Raw genomic sequence first — 26,675 nt, 5'->3', positions numbered from 1 at the left:
CCACAAGTTCCTCTAATGCTGTTCCAGATACAGAAAAATCCACCAGAGCACTCCCGCCACGATCAACATGACCAGCATGATATTTAACGCCACCTGCTCAATCAGTTCTGAAAGTGTATCGTACCAGGCCAGCATATGTTGAATCACCATCGCCACGCCTGCAAACAGAAACAACCCCATGCCCAATGGTACAAACGAGGCATAAGGTTTAAACCCCGTCACCGGATACCATAAAACAGTCAACCCGAGCAGAAAAGCAGAGAAGACCATGGGCGCATCGGCTAAAGTCAACCACGCCAGTTTGATCTGAATCTTCCGCTTTCTTTCGTCCCTCTGTGGATCATTTTCTGGAATGTCAGCAATTCTCTGCCTTGCATATAAGCGGATCCCCGACAGATAGGCCGACAATGCAATCGCAAGCCCCAGAATCGCCAGCAGGTCATCCGGTGTGCTACGTAAACCGACAGCGAACAGACTCATCAGACACCTCTCACCAGTCAAAGGTTTCGACAACGGCTTGACCAGGAGCCCGCATGCCGTTGTCAGATTCATCAGAGAATCGGCGGGAGATTCTCCTCAAGTGTGCCTGCTGCGCATGAGTCTAGCAGATTCCGAATTCGATCGCAGTCATTAATCGGTAGCTCGATGTCAGAAAAACAATTCTCGCGGCGGTTCTGAATCGGACGAATCCGTTTCACTCGAATCCTCTTTTAGCGTAGTGGAATCTTCGGCCTCTGTCTCATCCGGAGAGAACGGCTTCCAGATACCGTGGCGCCACCATCCGGGAAGCGTGGTACTGCCGCTGACCAGAGCCACAAAACCCGCACAGAACGCAATAAAACCCAGGATCGCCACAGGCATCTGCTCCAGTCCGCATAACTGGTATCTCGCATAAACGGTCTGCTGATATCCAGCAAGTGCCGGTGCTGGCTGATCAACGGTAATTGTCGCGGAATACTTTCCTGCTGCAAAGGTCGGCAGATTTACCAGCATGATCTCACCACCAGGCCGTCCCCGATATACGATCGGTTCGCCAGGCGGCACTCCTCCATCATTCATCAGTGATCTGCGTACGATTTCCTCGCCCGCTGCATTTGTGATTACCAACTTCCCTGACAGCCCCTTAAGCAACTCTTCAGGGACCTGTCCCGTGTCATCTCGGAGATCACAATCAAGATAGACAGCTTCCCCATGCGAAACCGAACAGGTCTGATCAAAGGGAACCGTGACCGCTCCCGTTCGTGACAAATCAATCGCTGTCTCCATCGGCCGGGCGATATCCCACCCGTGAACAGTCTGATTGAATCTCCAGGATTCATACCCGGACAGAACAGCGATGCCCAGTGACAGCACTGTCAGCAGCAAACCAACGATTCTGCCCAAGGCCAGTTTCCGCATGCCGGTCATTTACCTTCAGTCAGTTGATTAACAAAGTCTCTGACAACACTGTTGAAAGTTTCCGGATTCTCCAGGTACATGAAGTGACTGCCTCCCGCATCCGCAGCAATCATCTCGACCTGGCCACGGGGAATCTGCTCCGCAATCCAGGGCATGACCTCAGGTCCCAGGTGGCTGGCTTCTCCGCCGATACAGAGGGTTGGCAGCAAAATCCGGGGCAGCAGATCACGATAGTCGGCGGCACTCACACTCAGCAGCAGTTCCGCAGCATACGGGCGGGGAAACTTCAGGCTCTCCTGAATCACCTGCACCAGATCCGCTTCAGAGAAACTCTCGGTAAACATGCTCGCCAGGAATTCGCCCGTCTTGGCCGGTCCCTCTTTGCTGCCGATCAGCTCTGCCTGCGCGAGGACTTCATCGCCGCTTGCCTCGGCCCCATACAGGCGGCATTCGGCTTCCGACCATTCCGGCCGACGGATGCGGGCAATCATCTGATCACAAAGCACCAGGCCACTTAATCCCGCTTCGCCGAACAGATCCAGGTAATTCCAGATTACAGCACAACCCGCGGAATGACCGAGCAGAATCACATCCTGCAGATCCAACGCCTGCAGCAACTCGCGCAAATCCATTGCCAGGCGGGAGACGCGATAACCATAATCCGGTTTGGCCGACTCCCCATGCCCGCGCGGATCCAGTACCAGGCAGCGGCACCTGTCACTCAAGTCATCCAGTTGCCGCTGAAACAGCGCCGCCGACTGCGACCAGCCGGGCAGGATCACCAGAGGCGGTCCCGCACCGGCAGTCAGGTATTGCAGATTCACCCCGTCCGAGGTTGTGAACGTTCCGGATTCGCTTCTCGCCATTGCTTAACCTGCCTTCCGTTCTGGTTTCCTCCACTTGTAAACCATCTCAGTCGGAAATCAACAGCTTTCGAGTTAATTCCCCAGGCACCGGATAAACTTTTTCGCCCGGCAGCTCCCGTTTCAGACTGCGGCTGCTCCCGACACGAATCGCATTCCACTTACGAACCCGTGGCGTCAGATCTTCAATGCCGACAATCCACTCCTCGACAAATTCGCGAATAATGTGACGACTGAGGCCCACCTGAATACTGAAGCAGGGCAGAGCCGCTCCGCGGGAACTCCGTTCCGTGTCCCATTGAATATGCACGGGCGCGGACTGAAATTTCCGTTCCCACTCGGCTGCAGAGCGATAGACGCCCCGTTCGGGAGATGTCAGCTCACCCAGTGAGAGCGCACGTTCCCAGCCGGCACGGGTGATACGGACCGCCAGAATCCGCGTCTGTCCCGTTTTCTGTCCCCAGTGACTGCGATGCATCAGCCATAAAAACGAAGGCTTGATCCACGTCATCCGCTTAAACGAAAACGGACGCACAAACGTCTGTGCCTCAAGCGCCGCATCCGCAATCGGATCTGCATAGGCCTGGTACACAACGATCGTCTCGCGATCATAGTCTGCTCGAATTTCATACAGACGGGCCATCTGGTTTCTCACACATTCTTTAGTCAAGGATCAGGAGAGCACCACCTTCCTGCCATCCGGGTCTTGTACGACATACACCGAATACTTGGGATGATGAGTAAAATCACAAATTTCGATCCCGGCCCGATCCAGTCTCTCCTTCAAATCTCCCTCGATCGACAATCGGAACCCTAATCGAGTCTGATCAACGGCTGCTCCCGGCTTGAGTGGATACAGTTCAAATACCATCTCTTCCAGCTGCGCAGCATAGTGTACCGGTCCGGTCCGATGCTGCTCTTTGTGGAATTGAAATCCCAGTTGCTCATAAAACTTTTTTGAGGCAGACAGGTCCTGGCAGCGCAGCACCAGCAGATTCAGTTTGGCAGACATGGTCTCTCCAGTAAGGCTCAAAGTAGAATAGACGCCAGTTGAGACACCACCATCCGTCAGACGTTCGCCGGAATTCAGTTTTCCGAGCAAAGCCGCTTGTACAAAGCCAGCTGGCTCTGCAGCGACTGACCGGAGTTCGGGCCCACTTCGTCGGGGTCGACAGTCAAGGTTCCATCAATCTGTGCCTGCAACCGTGTCAGTATCCAGCCCACCTCACCGTCAAACTGTCCCGTATTAAATTCAATCCCATCAATTTCCGGCGACAGAGAAGGGGCTTGCTGGTGTTGCACCATCAACTAGGCCCCCGCTGGGACAATCGAGATCCCCGTCGGCTGCCGAATCAACTCCAGCACCACTGGCGCCAGCGACCATTCCCTGAGCAACGCCCCTACCGCCAGCCCCAGCAGGCGAGTCCGCCAGTTACTTTCCTGGATGAGGGTGAGTGCCAGTTCTCGATCCAGTTCTGCTCGCAGCCCACGGAAGGCCTCCAGTTCTCGTCGAAAATCGACATCCTCCAGATCCGGGTGAATCAAACATTGATAGAAATCAGAGGTTTGCTGAAACAGAATTTCCGGTGTCATGTTGAGAAATCCCCTGGGGAATCCTGAAGCTGCGGTGCTTGAACTACTGAGAAGACGTCTGTCGCCATGCTGTTCAGAAGAAATAGGGGATGCTGGTAACGAGAATAATCAGCATCAGAATTGAAAGACAAACGAGTGCCACCAGTCCGGCGGGCCTTCCCAAAGTTCCTCCGAACCGGATGCCCCCAATCGAGAATCCGAATCCCAGTGCCATCGTGATAAAAAGTTGCCAGGGAATTTCACCTCTAGAGATATATCCTGGACGAAAGAGCCAGATCAGGCAGAAAAGCGCCAGGAGCCCTTCGCAGTTGCCCACCCAGTGTTTCCAGCGAGAGCGGGGCACAGCAGCCGTCGCTTCAGCCTGTTCAGACTCTGTTTCAGCCATCAAGGTAACTCGTTTTCTGTTAGTATCACTCTTTAACAACAGGAAGACAGTCAGCTCAGTCGAAATTGGTATACAGGACTAAACAGAGTAAGGCCAGGATCAGCAGCTGAATCACCAGCGATACAATCCCGATCAGATAACCGGGCAGGCTCCCAAAGCGCATGCCTCCCACACTCAGCCCGATCCCCAGCCCCAGAATCACGAACAACATCCAGGGGATCTGTGATTCCCGGGTCAGGTGGCCGGGCGGGGAGCAGAACAGAAAGAGCGAAACCAGGCAGACAAGTGACAGGACCGCTTCACCATTGCCAACCCACTGCTTGCGGATCGGGGGGAGTCCTTCCCATCTCCACGCATTTTCGTTCGGCTTCAAATCATTCATCGCTACCACACTTCCCGATCCGCTCCGGGATCACGCTATCGTCGTCTCCTGCGGGGCGGGCCATCGACGGCTTCGCTGGCCATCTGGTACAGCTTGAAGCAGCCAAACGCCATCAATCCGCAACATGTCAGAAAGACCCAGACAGCTGTGCTGCTGGAATGTCCTTCCAGGCGTGATGAGTCCTCCACACCCGACAGATACTGCACTGTCACCTTCGGCCCCGGTTTCGGCCAGCTGCGTGGCACATCGTCACGCTCACTGTGATGCTGACCTTCCTCATCCGTAAATGTATACTCGACCGCCAGCAGTGGTTTTCGCCGCTCAGATGTCTCAAATACATTCGTTACTGTGGCCTCTGCAGTCTGGCCCCAGATCATGAACTTGAGTTCCTGAAACGCATAATATCCGGAGGAAATAAAGACCACTAAACCAATCAAAACCCATTTCGCCATCGATTTCAACTGGCGCATCTCTTCATCGGTATCCATTATCTCGGGCAGCTTTCATCTGGAGGTGTCATCTGAAGTTGTTAATCCATAAGCAGGCCCAGAATAAACAACCACACAACACCTGTACAGAAGCGGTCAAGCAATTATCCTGGTTTCAGGGAAATTAAGCATACCCTTGAACAGATACAGGCATTGATGGCCTACCGGGAAGGAATCGACAACACAAAGCGGCTGCCTTCACCGAGCCGACTCTCACAATGTAGTTCGAGACGCAGCGCCGTCGCGATATGCTGTGCCAGCGCCAATCCCAGCCCTGTCCCCGGGGAAGCCTGTCGCCGCGCCTGGCGGGTACGGAAAAAGGGTTCGAAAATCGATTCCCGATCTTCCTCCGCGATCCCCATTCCCTGATCCTGCACCGCCAACTCGATTCGATCGCCTTGCCGCTTCGCGTGCACCGTGACCGGCGTTCCCGGTTCGCTGTACTTAAAGGCATTCGAAACGAGGATCTCCAGGATCTGCCCCAGCAGTGCAGGGGAGGTCTCACAGATTAACCCTGATTCACTCTCGCAGACCAGATCGTCTCCGCGGTCATTCTGCTGCCAGAGGTTCAACTCCGCACGCAACCAGGCCGACAAATCGACTTGCTGCAGATCGGGAATCGGTTCATCCCCCGCCGGTCGCGCCAGGAAGAGCAGAGCATCGACGGTCCGGTTCAGAGAACGACTCGCAGAACTGACTGAAGCCAGCGTCTCCTGGTATTCTTCAACACTCCGCGGACGTCGCAAAGCCACATCCACCTGTCCCTGCATCACCGTCAGCGGCGTACGCAACTGGTGCGCCGTGTTTCCCGCGAACCGTCTTTGATGTTCGTATTCCTGAAACAGCTGATCCAGCAGTTCGTTAAAAGCCCCTCCCAGTTCTTCCAGTTCATCCGCGGTGGCAGGTACATCCAGTCGGGCGCGGGGGTCCCGCACATCGAGTTGACGCACTTCATCGGCCAGCTGGCGAATGGGCTTCAAGGCCTGCTCACAAAAGCGCCTGCCCAGTAACGCCGCGATCAGCCAGCAGAACGCCGGCAGTACAATCAAAACCACGGCCAGCCAGAACAGGGTACTTTGTAACGGCGATAGCCTGCTCGCAGCGATCACCGTCAACTCAGCATGCTCCAGCGACGAGCGTTCTTCCACCGGCTTCGGATCGGGAGCCGCCAGATGATGGGTCACAATCCGCCAGCCAGACTGTTGATACGCTTCCGGATCAGGAATCAGCGGCTGTTCGGAATGCCCCTGAGGAGCCGTTCCCGTCGCAGCGTGATAATTCTCCGAATGCGCAATCACGCGACCGTCCCCGGATACAATCAGCCAGAATGCATTGCCGGAGGAAGTTTCATCGGCCACGTAATGATCGGTCGCTTCGAATTTAACATCGTCACTCTCCACCTCCGCCGCTGCCACCAGAACGTGCAGTAAGGCGTCGAGCTGTTCATCGAAATGATGTTCCAGATAAGTCCGCGCCACGCCATACAAGATCAGGGAATTACCCACCAGGATGACAGCCAGCGCGATCAGAAAGAACCGGGAAACCCGCGTGGTCAGCTTCATCGCAGTCCCTCCTCAACGGAAGCTGCTTCCAGAATGTAACCCCGGCCCCGCAAGGTCTGGATCACACGGGGGCCGCAGGCTTCAAGCTTGTGCCTGAGTTCCTTGATATGCACCTCCAGGGTATTCGACAGCCCGTCGTAAGCATCGTCCCAGACGGTATCGTAGATCCGTGTCCGCGAGAGCACCTTGCCCGGATTCCTCAGAAAGAACAGCAGCAGCGAAAACTCTTTAGTCGTGAGCTCCAGCGTCTGACCGGCCCGTGTGACTCTTTGTGTTTCCAGGTCGGCCCGGATGTCTTCGAACTCAATCACCACCGAGCTGGACTGCCCCGGACGTCGTAACAACGCCCGGACCCGCGCCAGCAGTTCCTCGAACGCAAAGGGTTTGGTGAGATAATCGTCGGCCCCCGCATCCAGCCCCGTGACACGTTCGCTCACCGCGTCCCGGGCCGTGAGGAAGAGCACCGGCGTCGTACGATTTTTCTGGCGAAAGCGACGCAGCAGTTGAATCCCGTCTTCCACCGGCAGCCACCAGTCAAGAATCACCAGGTCCCAGGTCTCATTATTCAACAGCAGCCAGCCCACACGTCCATCTTCCGCATGATCAACCGCATATCCCTCTTCGGCCAGTCCCCGCACCAGGAAATCGGCAATCTTTTCTTCGTCTTCCACTATCAAAATCCGGCTGCTCATCTCAAATGCCTTTGACTCAAATCGTATGTATCTCTCGCGTCAACAGGTCTCCTGCACAGGCATTATACGCACTCCTTTCCCAACGCCATGAAAGATGAAGTGGATTTTATCTTTGCTTCAGCGTGGCTTTAAGTCCTGTGACGATAATGCTTTTGAATCGCACGGCTCCTGCCGTTTTACCCGACCTTTTGAAAAGGAACGCCGCATGTCTGCTATATCTTCAACATTCTCCAGGAGAACTGACTCCGAGAGCAGTCCCCCTCAGCCGATCTTTTCCCGCTGTCTATTGACTGCTGAAGCGGTGCCGCTTCTGGCCCGACACATAGAACAGAGATTCCCTGCAGGAATCAAGTTAGCCGATTCGCAGCATCGCCAGGCCGGCAATTCGTCACCGGGATCGCATACACCCCAGACCGAATTTTAGTCTGCCCCCCTGAATTACCGATACTACTACTATTCCGCATCGAAAAGGAAAAAAGAGATGACTACGCTCACCAGTTTTATCAATGACATGTTCTCGACACCGAATCCGGCTTCTGCGTCAGACCGGCAGTATCGGATCGACCGTGCACACGCTCTGGAAATCAGTGCCACCCGCGAATTAAACGATTCAATCCACCTCTGGTCGGCCCGGGAAGCCTCGCAGGTGGAAATCCATCGCTACGCTTCATCTGAAGAACTGGCCGCGATCCTGCATCGTTTTGATAAGGCCAACGGGCAGGGGATCGCGGATGTTGTGCTGCTTCTGGATGAATCGCTTCCCGTTCAACTCGAAGACCTGCTGCACCGCCAGAACCCGGGCCGTCGCCTGACGCTGATTCCCCGCCAGGCCGCAGCCACTGATGTCTGCAACCCACTGGGGATGGCTGGCTCCCACTTCCGTCTCGACTGGGAAGCAGTCGAAGTCAGCTACTACCTGAAAGACGTCCTGACCAGCGGCGTGATCCGCCTCAACAGCAGCGAAAAACTGGCCGTCTTACTACCGGCGAGTGAAGTCTGCACCGAACTCCTGCGAAACGAAGAGCGCCTGATGTAACGCTCCGCAGATCAGGCGCAGCTCACTCATGCACGTAGGCCCAATCGCCCACGCGTTCCAGACTGCCTCCGTAGCCGTGCTCCGGGTAATTCTGGTTGGGAAAGTAGAGCACCAGATCGAAACCCACCCCGAATACGGGAGGTGAGATCCTCAGAACCCAAGGGTTCTCGTTGAAACCCTCTCGTGTATCCGGGCCGGTCACATATTGATACTCGGAACAGGCTGGCATGCCGGTATCCGGAAGGACAGTCAGGTAATCGGGCACCAGATCAGCCAGACGGTCCGGTGGCCGTCCCTGGTCGCGTTCATACTTCTTGATCGCAGCAATCAGTGGCTGGCTCCGTTTTGAAAAGGCTTCCCAGCCCGCACTCCAGACCTGACGTTCCAGCAGACCACCGGTTACAAAGCAGGGAACATACACAGCGATCACCAGCAGCCACAGCCGCGCCCGCGTTCGAGTCCGTTTCATACAGACGCGCATCAGCATGACCGGCAGCATCACCACCGTCGCCAGAAAAGCAATGTGATACAGCATCGTCACACAGAGTAATAACTCACTGCCGTAGGGAGACATCAGAACCCAGGCGACCAGAGGTAAAGCGGCAATTGCTGACAGTGCGAACAGAAAGTATGTCAGTAAGTCTTCAGGCTTCATCGCTGTTTCAGATTTCTGACGATCGCAATTCATCTGTTCGCAACTCCTTACTGTTGATCCTTTACTCTCCGCCGACTCCCTGTTCCTCCTGTTCGACTTCCTTCGCTTGTTCCACATGTGCCCCCGCAGGATTCACGATCCGGTCCAGCACGCCCAGCGCGCCGATGACGCCGCCTCCCGATCCGGAGCCCGAGTCCTTCCTCTGGGAAGGATTCGCCAGATCCTTCACGAAACTGATCAGCAGCGCGATCACCAGGCAGAGAAACAGAATAATTCCCACCAGCACAATCCAGTCAATCTGCTGCATCATTCACCTCCGGATCCCGCTCCAGCCAGCGTCGGGGACACTTTCGATCGCAGGCCGGCACGTATCTGAAACACCGCAACCACAAACAAAATTTTCCCCAGCCATGAAAGCCCCCCCAGAACGAATGAGCCCTGCCAGAGGTACTGATAATCATCCGGCCCCATGATCATCTCCGGTCCAAACTGCCGCATCATCAGTTGCATCACAATCGAGCCCAGTTCTGCCGACAAGGTCACCAGCAGTGCCCCCACCAGCCAGCCTTTGCCTCTGATTCCGGGCCAGCTCAACACTCCCCAGAGTGCGATCACCATCGCCAGCACGATCCCATACTGGTAAAGGTCGGCGAAAATTTTTGTCAGTTGTTCCACGCACTCACTCCTGCCCGTTGATTTCTACTCGTTACGATGCGGATGTTGTACTGGCGATTCCTCTGCAGAAATCGCCAGTTGCCTCCGGTTACAATAATGAATGGCTGCGATCAGGCCGATCCCGTAAGGAATCCAGATCAGTCGATTCCACGGTTCAGATAGAAAATACAACAACAGTAGAAACAGCGAAATACACACCCACATGACCACCGCCGTTCGAACCATAAACGCTTTCTCACGTGGGCCATTCGTATTTTTGATACTCATCCAGGTGCCGATTCCGCCTCCCAGGATCCCCAACAGGCATCCTACAATACTTCCAATCCAAATGAGACTGTTCTGCCCCATATCTGGTTTCCCCCGAGCAAGTAAAAAATCTATGTGGCTGGCTTTACTACAAATAGAAACGCAGCTGCAGGCTCTCTGGTTCAGACATTGTGCCTTAAAAATTCGGAAAAATTCGCGTCGACCAGTCTTTGATCAACAGCTCCACTTCCGGTTCCAGATTCTGGTTCGTGCACTGGATCTGATACATTTTGTTTTCTGTATGACTGCACCAGGTCAAAAGGGGTAAGGACAACAGCCAGGTCCCCAGCACGATGAGACCCTGGAGGAATTCTTTCTCGATGAAGATCCCCAGCCCCGTCCCCAGTGAGTTTCCCGTCATGAGCAGTGCGAGTACGCCGAGATACATGTGAGTCCGTAAGATCGGCTTCAGGCGTTCCATACTCTCGCGATCTCCCAGTGCAGGATATTCCCGTAAAAATCGATCCATGCGCTGTTCGTTATACAACATGCAGAACAGCATCCCGCCCATATTCAGGCAAAACACGAGAAACAGATTCTGCCTGACAACCGCAAACGGTCCCCACCGGCTTTGATGCAGGAAATACAGAAAAACAATCGTGTAAGCCAGGAGCACGACCTGTACCATCAACACCCTGATAACATGATTCTTCCGCCGGCGTTTTGTTTTGATGATACCCGTCGAACTCATCCTTAACGTCCTCCCGATTGCAACCGCTGGTCTTTCTCTTTTGATGAGGTTGCCCGCTCAGGAATATTATAGAGCCGCCACGCCGCCATCGCATCCTGTATTCCGGAAATCAGCACCAGAACCGCCATGACAACCAGAACGCCACGTAACAGAGCGGGCACGTCAGCTGGCTGATAGTAAAAGCCGCTTGGCAGAGATCGCCAGACTCCCGCTTCCAGGCAGACCGCAGTCACCAGCCCCCCAAACAGCATCGCCAGCATGATATGCAGCACATACTCACCGCTGGGAAGTCCCCCCAGCAGCCTGCGGCTCTCCCGCTCCAGCGCAAAGTCCACAATCGAGATCAACACGTCAACCACAAACAACAGCAGCAGACACCAGAAGAAAACTCCCTGCATCACAAAATTAGGAATCACAACAAACAGCACTGCATAGGTCGGGCCGCGCAGGCTGTGTACGATCAGCTCCGCCCGTGAATCGGGATGCTGGCGGATCCCATGCGAAAAGCTGTGGTACAAAGCGATATCAGTCGCCCCCAGACAGCCCAAGACAAACAGGATGTAAGTCGCCACCGCCATTTCCACTTCCTTCACTCAGTCCTCGAAACGGAATCCGGTTCTATTCTATTCGACACCAGTTCCCGCAATGAACGCTGGCGAAAATCAAACGCAGAGTTGAGCGCATTCGCAATCAGAAACTGCGTCGCGAAACGTCCACCATACTGCCATGACAGCTGCACCTCCAGAATGTCCCGCACCACGGTTCCCTCTGTTGTCTCGTCGAATTCATGCAAATGCGTAAACCGGTCAAACGGTCCATGAATCAGCGTCTCACCAAAACGACAGTCGGGCTCATAAACCATATGGCGAAATCCCATGACTACCGGCAGAAAACCTCCGACCTGCTGCTCAAACCAGGTTTCCGCTCCAGGCTGAATATGACCGGCATGACGCAGCAGTCGAAATCCAGGCCACTCCGCCAGCAACAGCCCGAGATGCGCAGGATCCTCATGAAACCGAAACAGCACGTCCCTGGAAACGGGCAGGGTCTGTTCAAAACAAAATCTCATACCAGATGTATTCCATTGCTGAACGACCGTAAAACGACAGGCGCGCCAGTTTACGTTGAACTCGCGAGCTCGACCTCAACCAGCTCTTCAGTTTCCCGGGGGAGTACGACACAGGGATAGAAATAGAGAAACGACATCCCGGTGTAATACGTATAATGGATTTCAGCTCGCCCCACAGGCTCCGCCCGCTTGCGTACGACACAGGTACCAGCGAACCGGTCGGTCAGCGACTGGCAATCCCGGTCTACTCCCACCCACAACAGATCATACACGAGATTGAGAGGAGAGTAAAAATTCAGTAGCGCGCGATACGTCATCCGCCACACAGAAGGCTTTGTACCCCGCAGTGTGATAATCCGGGCTCCCGTCACCCAGTAGCCCACCGTCCGCAATCGCGAAGCTTTGATGACGGTCAGATAGAACCAGATGCAAGCGAACCAGATCCAGGACAGTCCCTTACCTGATTCCTCGTCTACATAGTCCTCAGAGAGAAACAGAGAGAAAAAAGCTAAAGCAAACAGCACTCCCAGCAATACTGTTGCATCAACCAGAAAGATGACCACTCGCTGCCGGAGTCCGATGTAATCCTCGGGCGCAAAATAAACGCCATCCCCCAGGGAACGATCACGTGAGACTCCCGCCATGCTGCACGATTCCTGATTGTGGCAGAGAAAGAAAACCGCCTGACCACCAGACTGTCATCAGACCTTTATTCTACAAGCCAGTAGCCACATGTGCAAACTTTCAGTCACACCAGTCAGCCAACCTGACATTTCACAAACAGAAATCCGGGGGACGTCGACAACCTCTGGTAACTGTCCGGATCGCTCTGCCGCATCCGCTCGTCCGGTTGTCCTTCGCTCAAAGCGGTGATCTGAAAGCCAGCATCAATCAACGGCTGGATGATCTCTGACAACGGTCGCCGGTAATACTCCACGCGCACCGGCTGCCCCACCGTATTCCATTCGTCGATGATTTTCTCCGTCAGAAAATAATTCCCACTCGGGGAAAACCCATAATCGACGAACGGATGATGCGTGGAAAAGACAAACAGCCCACCCGGTTTGAGCACGCGGCGGATCTCTGCGAGCAAGGGGGAAAAATCTTCCAGGTAATGCAGCATCAGCGGGCAGATCACCACATCATAAGCCGCATCCGCTTCACGCGGGAGTCCCTGTGCCAGATCCTGGGAGTAACACCGGACCGCGTCCCCCAGGCTCTGTTCGACCAATGCCACCATTTCCGTGGATTGATCGACGGCAGTCACTTTCGCGCCGCGACTGAGCAGAATTTCCGCATACACGCCCGGACCGCAGCCCAGATCGAGTACCTGCATTCCATTGAGCTCCGGCAGCAGTGCCAGGAGAGAAGGGCGGTCGTAGCTCGCGTTATAGCTGTTATCGCGAATCGCCTGAGCATAGGCGGCGGCATGTTCAGAATACATCGGATTGGACATCAGACAGGACTCCCTGCAGAAGTGAGCTGAATCACCGGGCACACGTCAATGCTGTCTTATAACAAGGCTCCGCCCCCGCGACAATCATCGCAGGGACGGAGTCCGTACCAGTCCCGAATCCGGAGGCATTGTTTTAATAACTGGCGACAGCGTTCAGATACAGCTCTTTGGCCAGTTCCCGCAGCGCCTCGTCCGCCTGGACGCCGCCGATGTTCGTCATCATCACAATCGCGATGTCTTTCTCTTTGTCGATCCAGATCTGGGCCAGGTTCTTGCCATTCGAACCGGCATGATAGAGCAGGGGATAGGGAGCCCAGTCCACCGTCAGCCAGCCCCAGCCGTGCGCGTATTTTCCATTGGGTGGCGTTCCCGGACGTGCCGGTTTATCCCCTTTGATCGTAAAGACTGGAGTGTGAATTTTCTCAACTGTTTCCGGCTTCACTATATTACAGGGGGGCCGCATCCCGTTCCCGGCATTCCAGCCAGCCCAGGTTGCCAGATCCAGAATCGACAGGTGCAGACAGCCCGCTGGCGCGAGGATCAGCGAGTTATCCGCATTCGGTCCCGCCATGTACGCTTTGACTTTACCGTCTTTCTGAATGACATGTCCCAGCGGTGCATCGATTTTGCCCAGGGTCGACTGTGTTCCCAGACCGGCGGTCGTCAGCTGAAATGGCTCAAAAATGCGCTCGACGATCAGTTCGTCCCAGGCTTTGCCGCTCACACGTTCAATCATCGCACCGGCGATCGTATACCCGCGATTGTTGTATTTCCATGCAGTGGAAGGCTTTGTTTCCAGGGGCAGTTTGACCGATTCTTTCAGCAGCCAGTACCGCATATCATTCAGATCGCCATCCACATCGAATGAATCTTTCAGCAGCTGCATCAGATTTTCATCGTCGGCACGCATCCCACTGGTATGTGAAAGCAGTTCTTCCAGTGTCACTTTGCCCACCCCGGGAGCCATTGAATCTTTCAGTTCGGGAAAGACCTCTTCCAGCGTCGAATCCCACTTGAGCTTCCCTTCTTCAATCATCATCGCAGCAATCGTGGCGGTCATCGCTTTGCCGTCAGATCCCAGGTGAAACTTATCGTGAATCGTGACCGGAATGTCCGCTCCCATCTTCCGCGTACCCACCACGCCGAATTCCGTCACCGTGCCTCGCACGACAACCGCTGCAGACAATGCCGGCAGATTACCGGACTTCAGATACGGCTCCAGCTTGTGATTGATATTCTGTCCCTTGACGGGCGTCTGCATAATCAGCAGAGTCGCTGCCACCAGTAGTAATCCCGTCCGGCCATGTCCTAATCTCATTGTGTGCTCCCGATTCGCGTCTATAAAACTTCTGCCGTCAGTCTAACTCAATCATGCCCGCCTACTCTTTATCGTGCATCGGTGCAGAGAGCTGTGGAAGCATCGGTTAAAAAGTGCAGACATCAGACAATCAGCATGCGTCGATCCGCCCAGGCTTTATAACTGCTCCGCCGCGTCCGCAACCCGATAACCCTCATAACCTGTGCCTGCTTCATGCTGCTCCTGCACGAGTCGCTCCGGATTCGTCAAACTCCACATGTCAGGACGTTCAAAGGGCGTTGATTTCAGATGCAGCGCCCGCGTCGCCAGTTGCACACTCATTAACGCATCCGCCAGGTTCGCCGTCACATACAAGATGATTCCCGCCAGATACTTGCCTTCAAAGAAAGCAGCGATGGTAAATCCGATGATAAACGTAAAACCGATCAGCTCCATCAGTGCCAGGGTGGTGTGCTTCATCACGAAATCGCCCCATGACGGGAAGATGAAGCTCCGCATGCCAACCTCGATCGGCCTCCAGTACTGCGCGCCACAACTGTCACATTCATAAACTCCCGGGGGAATCACATCGAAGCAGTGACCGCACACCTGCTCCCGCGACTGAGAAACGGAAGGCTCAAAGCCCTGCTTTCGGAATGTCTTACAGTTCTCCCAGACGATGAACTGCAATCGCCGCTGATCTTCGGGAACGATCCCGGAATACTTCAACTTGCGGCCATCTTTCAGATAAAACAGCGTGTCACCAAACAGCGACTGGTCCACCTCTTTGATCTGACTGTAATAGATCTGCCAGAACGACTGCTGAGGCACGCCGGTATCGTTGACGCGAATGCAATAGATCCGCAGGTTGGTCAACACCAGCACGGCACAGGTTGAGGTTCCGACCCAGAGTGACCCCATCAGAAAGACATCGGAAAGCGTTGACTGGTTACACGGCAAAACGAGTTGTACCTCTTCGCGATCCAGCAGAATCTCAGCCAGCAGCGGTTCGAGCCGCTTGAGCAGTTTGAATTGATCCTTGATCTTTCCTTTGACAAACCAGCCCTCGATCCGCGGAAACAGCGTCTCCAGTCGATAGGGAATCTCCGGGGATAATTCGAGATTTAACTCCCACAGCTTGGCGGCCACTTCATCATGGGTCAGGTTCTGCATGGCTCATCCTTCCTTAACTCGAGCATCAAAGAAGATGAATTTATTTTACCTGAAGATCGAAAGCGATTCTAAGAAAATCTGGCCGACTCATCAGGAATTCATGATCCGGCAAAATGTCAATTGACAGCCTGTTTCTCGAGCCGGATCTCTTTCAGCAACAGCCCCCGTTTCGCCAGCTTATACATCCAATCCCCGTAGCTGCCATTCGTCAGCACGAACATTAAGATCGCAAAAGTCAGGTTCCCCTGCGCCTGCAAAAAAATGACATAAGACAGGATCAGGAAGTAGAGCACCATATCGATCAATGCGGCACGTCGCGTCCTGACCACCAGGCTGCCTGCGGGAGGGAAAATAAAGCCGCGGAGACACAAAGAAAAGGGGGTCCAGAAAGTCGCTCCACAGGCTTCACATTCGTAACCCTCTTTCGGCACCGTGGCGAAGCAGTTGGAACACAGATTTTCCCGCGACTGCGAGACAGGCGGATCCAGGCCTTCTTCCTCAACTTTCTTGGCAGCTTCAGAGTATACCGGCTGAAAGTTCTGGCGATCCTGCCAGGGAAAATAATTGAACTTCAGCTTGCTGCCATCTTTCAGCAAGATTTTGTACTGTTCCATAAACACCGGCTGCAGTTCTGAAATCTGGCTGTAATAGATCGCCCAGTAAGGCTGCCAGGGAATCTGCTTCCGGTCAGTCGAAAACAGCAGCATCCGCAGATTGGTGAGTATAACAATTGTTTTCTGAAAACTCAGTTCTCCCAGGGATACAAACAGTACCTGCTCCCGTTCCAATAACGCTTTCAACAGAACCGGTTCGCACGCTTTGACGAGCGGATACTTCTCACCGATTGCCTGCTCGAGACTCATCGACTCAGTGCGGGAAAAAACCGTTCCCAGCCGGTAATGTATCTCAGGCGACAGCGCCAGATTCAGCTCTGCCAGCTTTTCGGCAATCGGTTCAGCGGCTACCTCGGTCATCGTCAGTCTCCCGACACGGCAGGGGATCGATCTAAACGAAACTCACAAGCGCCCCTTCCAGGCTTCCACATCCAGAACTTCACTCAACAGCATCTGTTGTGCACACAGGATCGACCGCTGTAACTCTTCCGCGGTCACTTCACCGGCACTGTTCGATAGAGGCAATGTTCCCGTGGCGTCATTCAGAAATTCGACGGTGAACCCGCGATGCACGGCTTCGCGGGCCGTCGTGTCACAGCACATATGCGTCATATAGCCGGCGATGGTCACGGTATCGATATCGCGTTCCCGCAGCCACGCTTCCAACTGCGTCCCCGTAAAGCTCCCCGGCATCGTTTTCTCCAGCAGCAGATCGTGTGGACGACGGGCGACTTCGGGATGCAGTTCCCAGCCGGGAGTCCCTTTCTGAAAGAACGGCTTTTCCGGATCCTCGAAATGATGCTGCACCACAACCACAGGCACTTTCTGTTCCGCAGCGGCATCCATCGCCTCCAGAATCCGTTCCAGGTGCCCCGCCGGATGCGTGATCGGCAGCGCCCCCGTGAAATACTCATTCTGCACATCAATCACCAGCAATGCCCGACTCATAATAACTCCTTACACCTGGATCAGACCTCAAAGCAGCTGTGCAATTCAGATTAGACAGCCAGACCCCAGCTTGCTATCCCCTGCAGACGAACTAACCTCTCAACCAAGTCTTTCGTGCTTTTCGTGTCTTTCGTGGTTTACATTCACATTTACAGTAACGACGGTTTTAAGTCGCATCCATGTCGGCCAGTTTTCGAGGCTGGGGAACCACGCCTGCACACACTTCGGCAATCCGCTGCTGTAGATTCACATTGATCGGGTCATCGGGCGCGCCGTTCACCGCAATCTCGATCACCTCGGCTGCTTCTTCGAGTTCGCCGCCGATCAACAGAGCCAGCGCCAGGTTCGCTACCAGGCCCATATCGTCCGGCTTGAGTTCTATCGCATGCCGCGCCGCCGAGATCGCCTGTGCCGCCCGTCCCAGTTTCAGGCACTCGTACATATATTCCCGCGCCGTGTCAGCGTTCTCGCTCTTCAATCGATACGCATGCCCGAATGCATCGCAGGCCACCTCCGTATTGTCCAGCGCCTGTTCCGCCTTGCCGATGATCCACCACGCCGACCCATTCCCGGGATTGATATCCAGCACCCACTTGAGCAGTTCGATCCCCCGTTTCAGTTCTTCCTGTGCTATCTCCGTATCCGCAGGTTGCGTCTCGCGGCCCACAATCTGCATATAAGGATTGATCAGATCCAGGCCCGCCCGATACAGACGATCGTGTTCCTGGGAAGCGGGCGTCTCTCCGACTCCCGAAACATCCATAATCACCTGGATATCACAGCCATTCAGTGCCAGATTCTTGTCCTGCGCTTCCTCGTTCGGATCAAGCTTCCGAAAAGTGGCACCACCTCCCTGCAGAGAAACAATGCGTCCTCCCAGATTGACCAGGCCATTCACGACTTCCATGCCAATCGACTGCAGCCCCTCTTCAGGATCGACCCGCACCCCGATACGAAACTCTCGTAGATCCGGCTCATTCTCTTTCTGATTCTCATCCTCAGCAGACATCCGTATTCACAACCTTTCATTGTATATTCAGACTTCGTGTCTTTTTTCTCTCATGATAGTCGAATCAGGCAGTCATTACTATCAACGAATTCCCGATCCTCCAGAGAAGAACTTTCCTTTTCTCTGTAGGGAATCGACCAGCAGGATGAAAGGCATCAGCACAGGTGCGAGCATAAGCATAAATGACATAGAGATCCATTTGCGATATTTCAACAGACGATGGCGTCTTTGAAACTCACTGCGAACTGATCTGTGTCATCTTCGCAGAAATTTTGACCAGTTGCGGTGCCCCATTGTGAAAATAAAACTCCCTGTTCTATTTGCCAATGGTGCCAACACAAGGATCAAAGAACATATCAGGTCACCACTAATTTCGTGCTTTTCGTGTATTTCGTGGTAGGAACCATAGCCTGTGCACTTCAGAATTCACCACCTAGTGCGATGCATACAGCATCACTGTCACGATCACAGTTTCGCTGCTTTCGCACACCCGAAGCATTCCGTGAACGCACCATAGATCGGCTGTCCTTCCGCCCGATCCAGTACCGAGAACCTTACCAGTTCAAACCGTCCGTGGTAGGGACCGCCGGGCTTGAGGAACTCCGCATAACTCGCAGCGACCATCGCGGGGCAGTTGCGGAACACACCACAGCCCCAAGCCCCCAACACAAGGGTTGCACAGCCTTTGCTGGCGAACAATGCGAGTACCTTATCCATCCGTGCCTGCAGGGTTCCGGGAATCTCCGCGACCATCAACGGACGATTTTTCTGAATCGCTCCCGCATTTGGTGCCGGACTCGTCAGAAAGTCCACCTGGTAACTCGCGTCCAGAAACGCGCCCGCATCGTCCCGAAAGACAGGACAGTCAGGCGAGTAAATCATCCGGTCCGAGTAAAACGCATCTTTCTGGTTCCGATGAGCCTCGTAGTATTCGCTGTGAAACCGGGTCAGTGAGCCATACAGGGCGGAACTCCGTGCCAGGCTCTCTTCCTGCGCCTGACTGCCTCCCAGAAAACCACCACCCGGATTCTTCGCGGACGCAAAATTCAACACACCGATCCGGCCTGCATTTCCTTTCAATGCCAGCGCATGCGCCCCTTCCAGGGTCGTCTCATTCGACAGCTCAAACCGGGTCTCGGCATAAGGGCAGGGGGCAGATACCACTTCTGCCCGCAACTGCTCCAGTTCTGTAGGAGCAAAATATTCGGAAGCCGCGTTACAGGCCTCCATCACCTCAGCGATCGAAACCGATTCACCCTGCGGATTCACATACCGACCTACATCCATCACCTGCAATGTCGTCTTCGCCAGATTGGCACGTCCAGTTCGACTACTCATAGTCACATTCCTTTCTCATTTTGTTTCATTCTTTTATTCTTCACTCCCATCTTACCTTAGTGTATATTATACGACAAGGTATTCTCCAACAGGTTCACACCTTTTTAACCAAATCACCACCGCCCCATTTTCCTTTCGTGTTTTTCGTGACTTTCATGGTAGAAAAAATTCTTTTGAGTTCCTTCGTGGTCCCCCGCAGAAATTCTAGTTAGAATAAAAGAGCTCATACACACTCCAGCACAGGATCAACATCATGCCACGCACCGCCCGCCTCGTCTTCCTCGTCTGTATCACCCTGAGCCTGCTCACCACGGCCGCCAGTTTCGCAGCAGAGCCCATCAACATCGGCTCCCGACTCGAACTGCTCGTCGACGACACCCTGATCGACTCCCGCAGTGAAGATGTCCGCTTCGAACTGCATCATCCCACACCCCGCGAAGTCGTCTTCACTTATGATAAACCCTGGGAGGGGAGTGGCTGCGGCTACCAGAGCATTTTCAAGGATGGCGACAAATACCGCATGTACTACAAAGCCTGGCACCTCAACGTCCAAGAGAAGAAATTCGGCCCTGCTAACAGCAACTTCACCTGTTACGCAGAGAGCGACGACGGCATTCACTGGAAACGCCCGGACCTGGGACTCTTTTCCTTCCCACCCGGCAGCGGCAATAAAGATAACAACATCGTCATCGGCAAAGCCCACCGCGACTGGATGAAGTCCGCCAAACCCGATCCCGTGCACCCCGCCGTCTTCAAAGACGAAAACCCCGCCTGTCCCCCCGATGCGAAATATAAAGCCATCCTCCGCTCCCGTGGACCGCACGGACTGCTGGCCCTCAAATCGCCCGACGGCATTCACTGGTCGCTGATGTCGGAAGAACCGGTCATCACCAAGGGAGCCTTTGATTCCGAAAACCTCGCTTTCTGGGATCCGGCCACAAAACAATACCGGGCCTACTGGCGTTACTTCACCAAGGGCACCACCGATGAAAAGAACTGGAAACCCTCCGGCCTCCGCGACATCCGCACCGCCACATCAGACGACTTCATCCACTGGAGCGAACCTCAGGACCTGAAATACGGCGACGCGCCTCCCGAGCAGCTCTACACCAACCAGATCAAACCCTACTATCGCGCTCCACATATCCTCGTCGGCTTTCCCACCCGCTACGTCGAGCGGGGCTGGTCGAAATCTATGGAACAACTGCCCGAATATAAACACCGCAAAATGCGATCATCCATCTCCAACCGTTACGGCATGGCGATCACCGAAGGTCTGTTCATGACCAGTCGTGACGGTGTCAATTTCAAACGCTGGCCCGAAGCCTTCCTGCGTCCCGGCATCGAACGCAAAGATACCTGGAACTACGGGCATCAGTACATCGCCTGGCAGCTGGTCGAAACCAGGTCCGACATTGAAGGTGCCCCCGATGAACTCTCCCTCTATGCCACCGAAGGCTACTGGACCGGCGAGGGCAGCAAGCTCCGCCGCTACACCATGCGGATCGACGGCTTCGTCTCCCTCAACGCCCCACTCAAAGGGGGAGAGATCACCACCAAACCGATCACCTTCACAGGCAAGGAGCTCAAGCTCAACTTCTCCACCTCTGCCGCCGGCGGCATCACAGTCGAACTCCAGACCCCCGCAGGCAAACCAATCGAGGGTTTCACAGCAGCCGACTGCATCGAACTCTTCGGTGACACCATCTCCCGCCCGGTCAGTTGGAAGAAGGGAAGCGACGTCAGCAGCCTCGCCGGCAAACCGGTGAGACTAAAAATCAAACTCAAAGACGCGGATCTCTATTCGTTCAAGTTTGAGTAAACATCCTAGAACTTCCGCCGATCAGTCGTTCTTCATACTTTCCATTATTTGTTTGAAATCAGGATGATTTGGAAATGGATAGATAATCATTTTATGAGACTTCTCTATAGAAAGTTTCTCAAAAAACATTGGATGGATTACACATTTATCTTTCGAAGTTAGTGTTAAACGATCTTCAAGAGCATATTCAAAATCAGCTGTAATAATCTTAGATTCATTATCCCAACTTCTGATTCGACCGACAATTCCAAGTTCTGCGACCAAACGTCTAAACTGATAAGGTGAATAGTCACCGCTAGGCCATTGAGAAGCTGTAGATGATGACATACGGTCAAGTTTTTTCGCGTCAAAGACCATAGGAAATCTTTCAAGGGCACTTACGATATTGGCAACATTCGGAAATACTTTCGAATAAGAATTTAACAACTCTCCTGCTAGCCGAATTTCTTGTTTACGTATAGATTCTAAGATTGCCACATTCGAAAATCTTGGAAACTCCTCACTTTTTATAGCCTTATCAGCAATATGATTACATAAAATAACAAACTGGCGTGGTCTCAATTGTGTATGACGTAATACATAAGGGAAGGTGGCTTCACAAAGATCTAATCCATTGAAAAAATGTGTTCCAAAATGTGGATTCCAAACTTTTTCAAGAACCTCACCAGGACTATCCCAGTCAACATCATCTCTACAATAGGAATTAAATTTTGGATCACGACGAAAGAACTCATTAAGTCGCCACGAAACCAACCTCATTAGATCTTTCGGTCTCCAGTGTAAATATACTGGGTGTCTGATATATTTACTCGGATTTGATATTTCAGATTCTTCTAAATGCGGAAAAACTTCTGCAGAAATAAAAACTTTGACATGAATTCCCACATGTGCATACGATCGATTGAAATTACTTGCACTCTCCACCAGAGCTGCAATTGCACACATCATGGGTTGGTTTTCGATCGAATATTTCTCTAAAGAATCAATCGCAATTATCACGGGCTTTCGATTTGTGATTTTAACAGCGCGATTCTTAGCTTCAGAAAAGGGTCCAGAAACCAAAAACTCCTCAAGATCGTCACTAAGTTCTCCATCGTCGCAAAGAAATTTTGATAGCAATTGCTTCAATAAATCTCGAATAAGAGATGATGCCTTATCAGGTGTTGTCAGTTTTCGAGCTGAATTAATTACAGGATCTTCCTCACAAAGTTCATCAAATATCAATGACCAGATTAGAAAGTCCCAAATTGCCACAACGCGGGACATTGCAAGATCTGGCATTGTTGAGGCACGTTCAGCTATTTTCGTTAAAACTTTCTCATAAACTTTTGGTTCATCAACATCAATACACTTAGCACTGGGCAAGGAATTTTGAAACGTGAAATAATGTGCGAGAGATGTTTTCCCTGATCCACGTCTTCCAATAAATAAGTAATTTCTGCTCTGAAGTGCGAGTTCGTTGAATGGCGTTTTTAAAAAATAAAGATTTTGATATGACTCACGAAATACTTTCACTTCAGCTTCACAGCATTCCTCACCGAATGGTTGTTGTATAGTCACAGTTCATCCTGTCTAAACTCAAATACCTGACTAGAAAATAAATTCTTGAATCAATCTTTTCTTTGAATTGTTAAAAAGATCGCCATGAAACAATTTTGACAACACCATATCTCAACCGCACAAAAGTCAATACTTACAAAACTATTCTTACAAACAGTAGTAATGCCACTAAAAACACATAGACATAATGACACATCAAAACCTCTTGTCAAGCGACATAATTTCCATCATTTATTGTTTCGCACACAGCCATATCTTTGACATTTTAATCTGCGTTCTTTTACCTCAGGATTAGGTTTTATAATTTCCAAATAATTGTTAACTGAGATCTAAGTCACAAACCGTTCTTTCCCTCTTACGTCTACAGTAACTCATCCTCCACCCCACGTTTAATCAACAAATTCGAAGGCACCGCATTCCGATCCAGCATCTTGCGTGCGCCTTCCGCTCCCACCACCGGCAGATGTTCGGGGTCGAGCAACCCTGCCTGTACCAGCACCGAGGCCTGGTCCCAGTGAATGTGCTCCTCGCTCATCTTGCCCTCTTCAAAGCAGACAATCACCACCACGACAAACTCCAGCCGTCGTCCCGTCGGAGCGATCCTGGGCAGCAGCCAGAACATCTCAACTGAATGCGTAGCGGATCACGAATTCATCGACGATCCGATCCAGCCCCACCGTCCGCGTGATTATCTCCATCTCCAGATCGTCCGGCATATTCGGGATGAAATACCTGTCATAAAAGTGATTCAGCTGCCGATGCCCCACTCCCCCCATAATCGTCGGCACATGATTCACATAAGGCACGTCAGTCATCGTGCCGCACGAGGCATCAGCATCCTTCGTCTCAAACTCCGCAGCCAGATGCGACTCCCACAACGCCACCATCGCCCGCTGCTCCGGAGACAATCGCTCGACATCAAATTCATACATTTGAAAATCCCCCCTGTGATCAGTCAATTAGTTCTTATCCCATTCTCTCCTGAACTGAAATTTCGACGATCTCAGCCTGATGTAGCGCCGGATCGCTTCCCAGCCTCACCGAACGCGCCATCGACAGGAATAATGGTTCCAACTCCGCAAAGCGGGAAGAGGAGACCTCGCAGACAAATACAACAACTCCTGCATCAGCTTCTCCTGTAATTACGAAGTACATCGCCAATTCTTTTTCAAAAATACAGGATGCTGTCTCCCTCACATTTTCAAAGGAGTGTACATTCTCCCGTATTATTTTCAGTTCCTCGCCCCCAACATGATGAATAAATGCCTTTAAAGCTGCATTCGCTGTATGGCATTCAGAATCATAATATAAGTTAAACTCTAGTGGACGAAGCTGACCGGACCAGCTCAGTATCTTATCCCAGCCATCCTCTCGAACATTAAGATAATATGATGCGTGATTGCTGGTTCCAGTCCAACTTGCAGGAACCAGCACAGATGCATTATCGTGAATCACACAACGATGACAGGTAATTGTTTTTCGAGGAGTTTTCACCAATGCGTTGTTAAGAATGATAGTCACATCCGGCAGTTGTTCTGCCAGCTTCCGGGCTCCTGACTTAGTCACAGCGCTTCCCTGTGCATTTATAGTTTTCAAGTTTTTCAGTGGAGCCAGATACTGTATTGCACGGTTATTAAATGCGTTTCCCCCAACCTCCAGAAATTCCAGATCTTCCAATCCTGCAAGATGTTGGAATCCATCGCCGTCTCCCTGATCAATGTGGAGCGACAACGACTGTAACTGTTTCAGACCGGAAAGATAATCCAGCACCCGTTCACTGAGTTTGGTATTGCAACGGAAATAAAGCGATTCAAGTTCAGTCAGTTCCGACAACACAGACAGACAATCTTCAGAATTCAGATCTCCGATACTTAAATCAAGTTGCCGCAGCCGTTTAAGCGGTGCCAGTCGAAGTACAGTCACATCCGATAGTGTATACTCCCTTACAAATAGCTCCTTGAGCCCCGTCAAAGTCTCCAGCCCGGCAAACCCCTCGTCTCCCATCGTAATATCGTAATAAGGATATATTTCCAGATGTTCAAGATGGGTCAAGCCAGCGAGAGGAGCAATGGATGTCACGCAAGTGCTCCATAACCGCAGCCACTTTAGTCGTTTCAGCCCCGTCAGTGATACCAAACCCTCTGATGTGATCTCGCCTTCTGAGATGTCGACTTTCTCCAGTTCAGGGAGTCCCGACAACATCTGCAGCTCCGTATTTCGAATTCCCGTCTGCCGCAAATCGGCAGTTTTGATCGGCTGACCGTACCGAAGCGGCTTACATGCATGAGACAATAGAAATCGTGCTCCAGCACTCCTTTTTCCGTCAGTATCCAGAGTTTTCCATTTCGCGATTCGCCGCGCATTCATCTCATGGATCTGTTCTGGCTCCAGGCCATCGCAATAAAGCTCCACCACTGTCCAGGGAGGAAGTTGCTCCAGATACTCCAGTTCCTGCTCAGTCAACCGTTCCGCTTTGATTATCAGCTCATCCAGTTGGGACATGCTGCAAACACACTGATAACCGGATTCAGATAGTTGAGGTCCATCCAACTCCAGTGCTCGTATCTCAGGCGTCTTTTGCAGGATTTCTGCCTGGTCATCAGTGAGGCCCTGGATATACAACCAATTGATCAATCCGATTTCAAACATGGCTAGTTCTGCCCGCCATCCCAGCGGGTCCAGAGACCGAGTCCACCTGATCCTGTTTTGATTAATCAAATCCGATATTTTTTGTTCCAATTCTCCTCGTCGTGATTCATCGAAATCAGGCGAGATGATCTCCATTTGCATACGTACCAGTTCGGCACGGGGAGGGTCACATTCATCCAGCCAGCTCACAAACTTCTGGATCGCCTGCATATCCCAGGGGCGTTCACGGATTGCCTTAACATGCGAATAATATGGACTATCAGCATCTGGATTAGAACTCGATCCCACTTCTTCATCTCCAGACATGATCATATCCCGCTTGAAATTAACTCGACTTGACGAACATCAGTATTCCCGGAGTTACTCCTGCTCCCCACGATACCCCTCCTGAATCTCCTCCAACCCATACGCGTTCCGTTCCACTACATTCACAAGTTCAAAGCCCCACTCGCGCGCCGACAGCACCCTTCGTAATGCGACTCCGAAGTCCTGCTTCGAAAGCTTCCCATATCCGGTCGCCAGGGCAGGGATGTTAACCGAAGTGCAACCTCGTGATTTGATGATCGATAGCGCACTGGTCAGTGTCTCAGCCGCCAGAGCAATGTTCGAATCGTACCAGCCGTCAATCGCCACCGAATACACGATCGAACGGAATGCAAATGGCTCGGGCCCGATTTCCATCACATAACCGGGCGGCACAAACTTCAGCCCCTCATCCCGCAGATACTGATGCAACTGCCTCTGCAGTGCCTCACCCCCTCGAACCAGCAGTGCGCCGTTCACGCCGCCTGACATATTCAGATAAACATTCCCCGAACAAACCAACCCTTCCGCCGGCTGATCCAGAATATCACCATGAATGAATTTGAGCTTCAGATTCATTCGCAGCTCCCAATCTCTTCAAGCCTGTAATCGTTGTGCCATCAATCAGATACCGCGGATTAAACTACAGTTTCTTTCGGTTCCATCCGCTTCGGAAACCATCTGATGACCAGTTCCAGTCCCCACAGACCT

34 protein-coding genes are annotated in these 26,675 nt (G+C 52.6%); 2 read left to right on the top strand and 32 right to left on the bottom strand.

The genetic code is table 11. The features are described 5' to 3' along the window. Positions 1-12: 12 nt before the first annotated feature. The 12 genes from HG66A1_RS11055 to HG66A1_RS11000 form a co-directional block, all read right to left on the bottom strand. Positions 13-480 (bottom strand): hypothetical protein, encoded by a 468-nt coding sequence (locus HG66A1_RS11055; protein WP_145183374.1) that lies wholly within the window; start codon positions 478-480, stop codon positions 13-15. A gap of 168 nt (positions 481-648) precedes the next feature. Next, on the bottom strand, positions 649-1,398 hold the full coding sequence (locus tag HG66A1_RS11050) for a hypothetical protein (RefSeq protein ID WP_145183372.1): 750 nt from the start codon (positions 1,396-1,398) through the stop codon (positions 649-651). Between the two features lie 5 nt (positions 1,399-1,403). After that, a complete protein-coding gene (locus HG66A1_RS11045; RefSeq protein WP_145183369.1) occupies positions 1,404-2,264 on the bottom strand; it encodes an alpha/beta fold hydrolase in 861 nt (286 codons plus the stop codon). A 46-nt stretch (positions 2,265-2,310) separates the two neighbouring features. After that, the gene (locus tag HG66A1_RS11040; protein WP_145183366.1) at positions 2,311-2,904 is read right to left on the bottom strand and encodes a DUF4291 domain-containing protein; all 594 of its coding nucleotides are present in this window, start codon (positions 2,902-2,904) and stop codon (positions 2,311-2,313) included. 30 nt (positions 2,905-2,934) lie between these two features. Then, on the bottom strand, positions 2,935-3,273 hold the full coding sequence (locus tag HG66A1_RS11035) for a VOC family protein (protein ID WP_145183363.1): 339 nt from the start codon (positions 3,271-3,273) through the stop codon (positions 2,935-2,937). A gap of 74 nt (positions 3,274-3,347) precedes the next feature. Beyond that, positions 3,348-3,566 carry a hypothetical protein gene (locus tag HG66A1_RS11030; RefSeq protein ID WP_145183361.1) on the bottom strand — a complete coding sequence of 73 codons (219 nt, stop codon included), beginning with the start codon at positions 3,564-3,566 and terminating at the stop codon, positions 3,348-3,350. A 3-nt stretch (positions 3,567-3,569) separates the two neighbouring features. Then, the gene (locus tag HG66A1_RS11025) at positions 3,570-3,854 is read right to left on the bottom strand and encodes a hypothetical protein (RefSeq protein ID WP_145183358.1); all 285 of its coding nucleotides are present in this window, start codon (positions 3,852-3,854) and stop codon (positions 3,570-3,572) included. 73 nt (positions 3,855-3,927) lie between these two features. After that, positions 3,928-4,239, bottom strand: coding sequence for a hypothetical protein (locus tag HG66A1_RS11020; RefSeq protein ID WP_145183355.1), 312 nt, complete (start codon positions 4,237-4,239; stop codon positions 3,928-3,930). 55 nt (positions 4,240-4,294) lie between these two features. After that, on the bottom strand, positions 4,295-4,621 hold the full coding sequence (locus tag HG66A1_RS11015; RefSeq protein ID WP_145183352.1) for a hypothetical protein: 327 nt from the start codon (positions 4,619-4,621) through the stop codon (positions 4,295-4,297). Between the two features lie 35 nt (positions 4,622-4,656). Continuing rightward, a complete protein-coding gene (locus tag HG66A1_RS11010; protein ID WP_145183349.1) occupies positions 4,657-5,109 on the bottom strand; it encodes a DUF3592 domain-containing protein in 453 nt (150 codons plus the stop codon). A 161-nt stretch (positions 5,110-5,270) separates the two neighbouring features. Beyond that, positions 5,271-6,671, bottom strand: a complete 1,401-nt coding sequence (locus tag HG66A1_RS11005) for an ATP-binding protein (protein WP_145183346.1) — start codon at positions 6,669-6,671, stop codon at positions 5,271-5,273. Beyond that, positions 6,668-7,363 carry a response regulator transcription factor gene (locus tag HG66A1_RS11000; RefSeq protein ID WP_145183343.1) on the bottom strand — a complete coding sequence of 232 codons (696 nt, stop codon included), beginning with the start codon at positions 7,361-7,363 and terminating at the stop codon, positions 6,668-6,670. Before HG66A1_RS11000 ends, HG66A1_RS11005 begins: the two co-directional genes overlap by 4 nt. A 481-nt stretch (positions 7,364-7,844) precedes the next feature. Here HG66A1_RS11000 and HG66A1_RS10995 point away from each other — a divergent pair, with 481 nt between their 5' ends. Then, positions 7,845-8,399: a hypothetical protein gene (locus tag HG66A1_RS10995; protein WP_145183340.1), complete on the top strand. Its 555-nt coding sequence runs from the start codon at positions 7,845-7,847 to the stop codon at positions 8,397-8,399. Positions 8,400-8,421: 22 nt separating this feature from the next. On the opposite strand, the gene HG66A1_RS10990 is transcribed toward HG66A1_RS10995, so the two are convergent. The 15 genes from HG66A1_RS10990 to HG66A1_RS10920 form a co-directional block, all read right to left on the bottom strand. Further along, on the bottom strand, positions 8,422-9,087 hold the full coding sequence (locus HG66A1_RS10990) for a hypothetical protein (RefSeq protein WP_145183337.1): 666 nt from the start codon (positions 9,085-9,087) through the stop codon (positions 8,422-8,424). Positions 9,088-9,115: 28 nt separating this feature from the next. Further along, positions 9,116-9,364 carry a hypothetical protein gene (locus HG66A1_RS10985; RefSeq protein ID WP_145183334.1) on the bottom strand — a complete coding sequence of 83 codons (249 nt, stop codon included), beginning with the start codon at positions 9,362-9,364 and terminating at the stop codon, positions 9,116-9,118. After that, positions 9,361-9,729, bottom strand: a complete 369-nt coding sequence (locus HG66A1_RS10980) for a hypothetical protein (RefSeq protein ID WP_145183331.1) — start codon at positions 9,727-9,729, stop codon at positions 9,361-9,363. Before HG66A1_RS10980 ends, HG66A1_RS10985 begins: the two co-directional genes overlap by 4 nt. Before the next feature lie 24 nt (positions 9,730-9,753). Continuing rightward, the gene (locus HG66A1_RS10975) at positions 9,754-10,077 is read right to left on the bottom strand and encodes a hypothetical protein (RefSeq protein WP_145183328.1); all 324 of its coding nucleotides are present in this window, start codon (positions 10,075-10,077) and stop codon (positions 9,754-9,756) included. A 94-nt stretch (positions 10,078-10,171) separates the two neighbouring features. Next, positions 10,172-10,726: a hypothetical protein gene (locus HG66A1_RS10970; RefSeq protein ID WP_145183324.1), complete on the bottom strand. Its 555-nt coding sequence runs from the start codon at positions 10,724-10,726 to the stop codon at positions 10,172-10,174. A gap of 2 nt (positions 10,727-10,728) precedes the next feature. Then, the gene (locus HG66A1_RS10965) at positions 10,729-11,304 is read right to left on the bottom strand and encodes a hypothetical protein (RefSeq protein WP_145183322.1); all 576 of its coding nucleotides are present in this window, start codon (positions 11,302-11,304) and stop codon (positions 10,729-10,731) included. An 11-nt stretch (positions 11,305-11,315) separates the two neighbouring features. Continuing rightward, positions 11,316-11,795 (bottom strand): SRPBCC family protein, encoded by a 480-nt coding sequence (locus tag HG66A1_RS10960; protein ID WP_145183319.1) that lies wholly within the window; start codon positions 11,793-11,795, stop codon positions 11,316-11,318. Between the two features lie 50 nt (positions 11,796-11,845). After that, complete coding sequence (locus HG66A1_RS10955) at positions 11,846-12,439, bottom strand: RDD family protein (protein ID WP_145183316.1); 594 nt, start codon at positions 12,437-12,439, stop codon at positions 11,846-11,848. 113 nt (positions 12,440-12,552) lie between these two features. Continuing rightward, positions 12,553-13,251, bottom strand: a complete 699-nt coding sequence (locus HG66A1_RS10950; RefSeq protein WP_145183313.1) for a class I SAM-dependent methyltransferase — start codon at positions 13,249-13,251, stop codon at positions 12,553-12,555. Between the two features lie 133 nt (positions 13,252-13,384). Beyond that, entirely contained in the window at positions 13,385-14,569 is a 1,185-nt protein-coding gene (locus HG66A1_RS10945; RefSeq protein ID WP_145183310.1) for a serine hydrolase domain-containing protein, read from the bottom strand. 156 nt (positions 14,570-14,725) lie between these two features. Then, positions 14,726-15,721 carry a hypothetical protein gene (locus HG66A1_RS10940; RefSeq protein WP_145039618.1) on the bottom strand — a complete coding sequence of 332 codons (996 nt, stop codon included), beginning with the start codon at positions 15,719-15,721 and terminating at the stop codon, positions 14,726-14,728. Positions 15,722-15,837: 116 nt separating this feature from the next. Beyond that, complete coding sequence (locus tag HG66A1_RS10935) at positions 15,838-16,695, bottom strand: hypothetical protein (protein WP_145183307.1); 858 nt, start codon at positions 16,693-16,695, stop codon at positions 15,838-15,840. Between the two features lie 42 nt (positions 16,696-16,737). After that, a complete protein-coding gene (locus HG66A1_RS10930; RefSeq protein ID WP_145183304.1) occupies positions 16,738-17,283 on the bottom strand; it encodes a cysteine hydrolase family protein in 546 nt (181 codons plus the stop codon). A 166-nt stretch (positions 17,284-17,449) separates the two neighbouring features. Beyond that, positions 17,450-18,292 carry a tetratricopeptide repeat protein gene (locus tag HG66A1_RS10925; RefSeq protein WP_145183301.1) on the bottom strand — a complete coding sequence of 281 codons (843 nt, stop codon included), beginning with the start codon at positions 18,290-18,292 and terminating at the stop codon, positions 17,450-17,452. A 465-nt stretch (positions 18,293-18,757) separates the two neighbouring features. Further along, entirely contained in the window at positions 18,758-19,630 is an 873-nt protein-coding gene (locus HG66A1_RS10920) for a TIGR02452 family protein (protein WP_145183299.1), read from the bottom strand. A gap of 253 nt (positions 19,631-19,883) precedes the next feature. Between HG66A1_RS10920 and HG66A1_RS10915 the strand changes: the two genes are divergently transcribed. Beyond that, entirely contained in the window at positions 19,884-21,452 is a 1,569-nt protein-coding gene (locus HG66A1_RS10915; RefSeq protein WP_145183297.1) for a hypothetical protein, read from the top strand. A 21-nt stretch (positions 21,453-21,473) separates the two neighbouring features. Here the strand turns inward: HG66A1_RS10915 and HG66A1_RS10910 are convergent, their stop codons facing one another. From HG66A1_RS10910 to HG66A1_RS10895, 5 genes are all read right to left on the bottom strand, one after another. Continuing rightward, on the bottom strand, positions 21,474-23,012 hold the full coding sequence (locus tag HG66A1_RS10910) for a P-loop ATPase, Sll1717 family (RefSeq protein ID WP_145183294.1): 1,539 nt from the start codon (positions 23,010-23,012) through the stop codon (positions 21,474-21,476). A 361-nt stretch (positions 23,013-23,373) separates the two neighbouring features. After that, positions 23,374-23,634 carry a hypothetical protein gene (locus HG66A1_RS31945; RefSeq protein ID WP_197997098.1) on the bottom strand — a complete coding sequence of 87 codons (261 nt, stop codon included), beginning with the start codon at positions 23,632-23,634 and terminating at the stop codon, positions 23,374-23,376. Position 23,635: 1 nt separating this feature from the next. Beyond that, a complete protein-coding gene (locus HG66A1_RS31940) occupies positions 23,636-23,944 on the bottom strand; it encodes a hypothetical protein (RefSeq protein WP_197997097.1) in 309 nt (102 codons plus the stop codon). A gap of 34 nt (positions 23,945-23,978) precedes the next feature. Next, a complete protein-coding gene (locus HG66A1_RS10900) occupies positions 23,979-25,967 on the bottom strand; it encodes a leucine-rich repeat domain-containing protein (RefSeq protein ID WP_145183291.1) in 1,989 nt (662 codons plus the stop codon). A 54-nt stretch (positions 25,968-26,021) separates the two neighbouring features. After that, positions 26,022-26,543, bottom strand: coding sequence for a macro domain-containing protein (locus HG66A1_RS10895; protein ID WP_145183288.1), 522 nt, complete (start codon positions 26,541-26,543; stop codon positions 26,022-26,024). Between the last annotated feature and the right edge of the window lie 132 nt (positions 26,544-26,675).

Source organism: Gimesia chilikensis, assembly GCF_007744075.1.
In the GTDB taxonomy this organism is placed as follows: Bacteria; Planctomycetota; Planctomycetia; order Planctomycetales; family Planctomycetaceae; genus Gimesia; species Gimesia chilikensis_A.
Note: the sequence above shows the minus strand (reverse complement) of the source record. Positions and strands in the feature narration are given on the sequence as shown.

Bases quoted from the DNA above. Each gene is read 5' to 3' on its own strand.
- HG66A1_RS11055 (WP_145183374.1), bottom strand. From the start codon at position 480: ATGAGTCTGTTCGCTGTCGGTTTACGTAGCACACCGGATGACCTGCTG.
- HG66A1_RS11050 (WP_145183372.1), bottom strand. From the start codon at position 1,398: ATGCGGAAACTGGCCTTGGGCAGAATCGTTGGTTTGCTGCTGACAGTG.
- HG66A1_RS11045 (WP_145183369.1), bottom strand. From the start codon at position 2,264: ATGGCGAGAAGCGAATCCGGAACGTTCACAACCTCGGACGGGGTGAAT.
- HG66A1_RS11040 (WP_145183366.1), bottom strand. From the start codon at position 2,904: ATGGCCCGTCTGTATGAAATTCGAGCAGACTATGATCGCGAGACGATC.
- HG66A1_RS11035 (WP_145183363.1), bottom strand. From the start codon at position 3,273: ATGTCTGCCAAACTGAATCTGCTGGTGCTGCGCTGCCAGGACCTGTCT.
- HG66A1_RS11030 (WP_145183361.1), bottom strand. From the start codon at position 3,566: ATGGTGCAACACCAGCAAGCCCCTTCTCTGTCGCCGGAAATTGATGGG.
- HG66A1_RS11025 (WP_145183358.1), bottom strand. From the start codon at position 3,854: ATGACACCGGAAATTCTGTTTCAGCAAACCTCTGATTTCTATCAATGT.
- HG66A1_RS11020 (WP_145183355.1), bottom strand. From the start codon at position 4,239: ATGGCTGAAACAGAGTCTGAACAGGCTGAAGCGACGGCTGCTGTGCCC.
- HG66A1_RS11015 (WP_145183352.1), bottom strand. From the start codon at position 4,621: ATGAATGATTTGAAGCCGAACGAAAATGCGTGGAGATGGGAAGGACTC.
- HG66A1_RS11010 (WP_145183349.1), bottom strand. From the start codon at position 5,109: ATGGATACCGATGAAGAGATGCGCCAGTTGAAATCGATGGCGAAATGG.
- HG66A1_RS11005 (WP_145183346.1), bottom strand. From the start codon at position 6,671: ATGAAGCTGACCACGCGGGTTTCCCGGTTCTTTCTGATCGCGCTGGCT.
- HG66A1_RS11000 (WP_145183343.1), bottom strand. From the start codon at position 7,363: ATGAGCAGCCGGATTTTGATAGTGGAAGACGAAGAAAAGATTGCCGAT.
- HG66A1_RS10995 (WP_145183340.1), top strand. From the start codon at position 7,845: ATGACTACGCTCACCAGTTTTATCAATGACATGTTCTCGACACCGAAT.
- HG66A1_RS10990 (WP_145183337.1), bottom strand. From the start codon at position 9,087: ATGAATTGCGATCGTCAGAAATCTGAAACAGCGATGAAGCCTGAAGAC.
- HG66A1_RS10985 (WP_145183334.1), bottom strand. From the start codon at position 9,364: ATGATGCAGCAGATTGACTGGATTGTGCTGGTGGGAATTATTCTGTTT.
- HG66A1_RS10975 (WP_145183328.1), bottom strand. From the start codon at position 10,077: ATGGGGCAGAACAGTCTCATTTGGATTGGAAGTATTGTAGGATGCCTG.
- HG66A1_RS10970 (WP_145183324.1), bottom strand. From the start codon at position 10,726: ATGAGTTCGACGGGTATCATCAAAACAAAACGCCGGCGGAAGAATCAT.
- HG66A1_RS10965 (WP_145183322.1), bottom strand. From the start codon at position 11,304: ATGGCGGTGGCGACTTACATCCTGTTTGTCTTGGGCTGTCTGGGGGCG.
- HG66A1_RS10960 (WP_145183319.1), bottom strand. From the start codon at position 11,795: ATGAGATTTTGTTTTGAACAGACCCTGCCCGTTTCCAGGGACGTGCTG.
- HG66A1_RS10955 (WP_145183316.1), bottom strand. From the start codon at position 12,439: ATGGCGGGAGTCTCACGTGATCGTTCCCTGGGGGATGGCGTTTATTTT.
- HG66A1_RS10950 (WP_145183313.1), bottom strand. From the start codon at position 13,251: ATGTCCAATCCGATGTATTCTGAACATGCCGCCGCCTATGCTCAGGCG.
- HG66A1_RS10945 (WP_145183310.1), bottom strand. From the start codon at position 14,569: ATGAGATTAGGACATGGCCGGACGGGATTACTACTGGTGGCAGCGACT.
- HG66A1_RS10940 (WP_145039618.1), bottom strand. From the start codon at position 15,721: ATGCAGAACCTGACCCATGATGAAGTGGCCGCCAAGCTGTGGGAGTTA.
- HG66A1_RS10935 (WP_145183307.1), bottom strand. From the start codon at position 16,695: ATGACCGAGGTAGCCGCTGAACCGATTGCCGAAAAGCTGGCAGAGCTG.
- HG66A1_RS10930 (WP_145183304.1), bottom strand. From the start codon at position 17,283: ATGAGTCGGGCATTGCTGGTGATTGATGTGCAGAATGAGTATTTCACG.
- HG66A1_RS10925 (WP_145183301.1), bottom strand. From the start codon at position 18,292: ATGTCTGCTGAGGATGAGAATCAGAAAGAGAATGAGCCGGATCTACGA.
- HG66A1_RS10920 (WP_145183299.1), bottom strand. From the start codon at position 19,630: ATGAGTAGTCGAACTGGACGTGCCAATCTGGCGAAGACGACATTGCAG.
- HG66A1_RS10915 (WP_145183297.1), top strand. From the start codon at position 19,884: ATGCCACGCACCGCCCGCCTCGTCTTCCTCGTCTGTATCACCCTGAGC.
- HG66A1_RS31945 (WP_197997098.1), bottom strand. From the start codon at position 23,634: ATGTTCTGGCTGCTGCCCAGGATCGCTCCGACGGGACGACGGCTGGAG.
- HG66A1_RS31940 (WP_197997097.1), bottom strand. From the start codon at position 23,944: ATGTATGAATTTGATGTCGAGCGATTGTCTCCGGAGCAGCGGGCGATG.
- HG66A1_RS10900 (WP_145183291.1), bottom strand. From the start codon at position 25,967: ATGTCTGGAGATGAAGAAGTGGGATCGAGTTCTAATCCAGATGCTGAT.
- HG66A1_RS10895 (WP_145183288.1), bottom strand. From the start codon at position 26,543: ATGAATCTGAAGCTCAAATTCATTCATGGTGATATTCTGGATCAGCCG.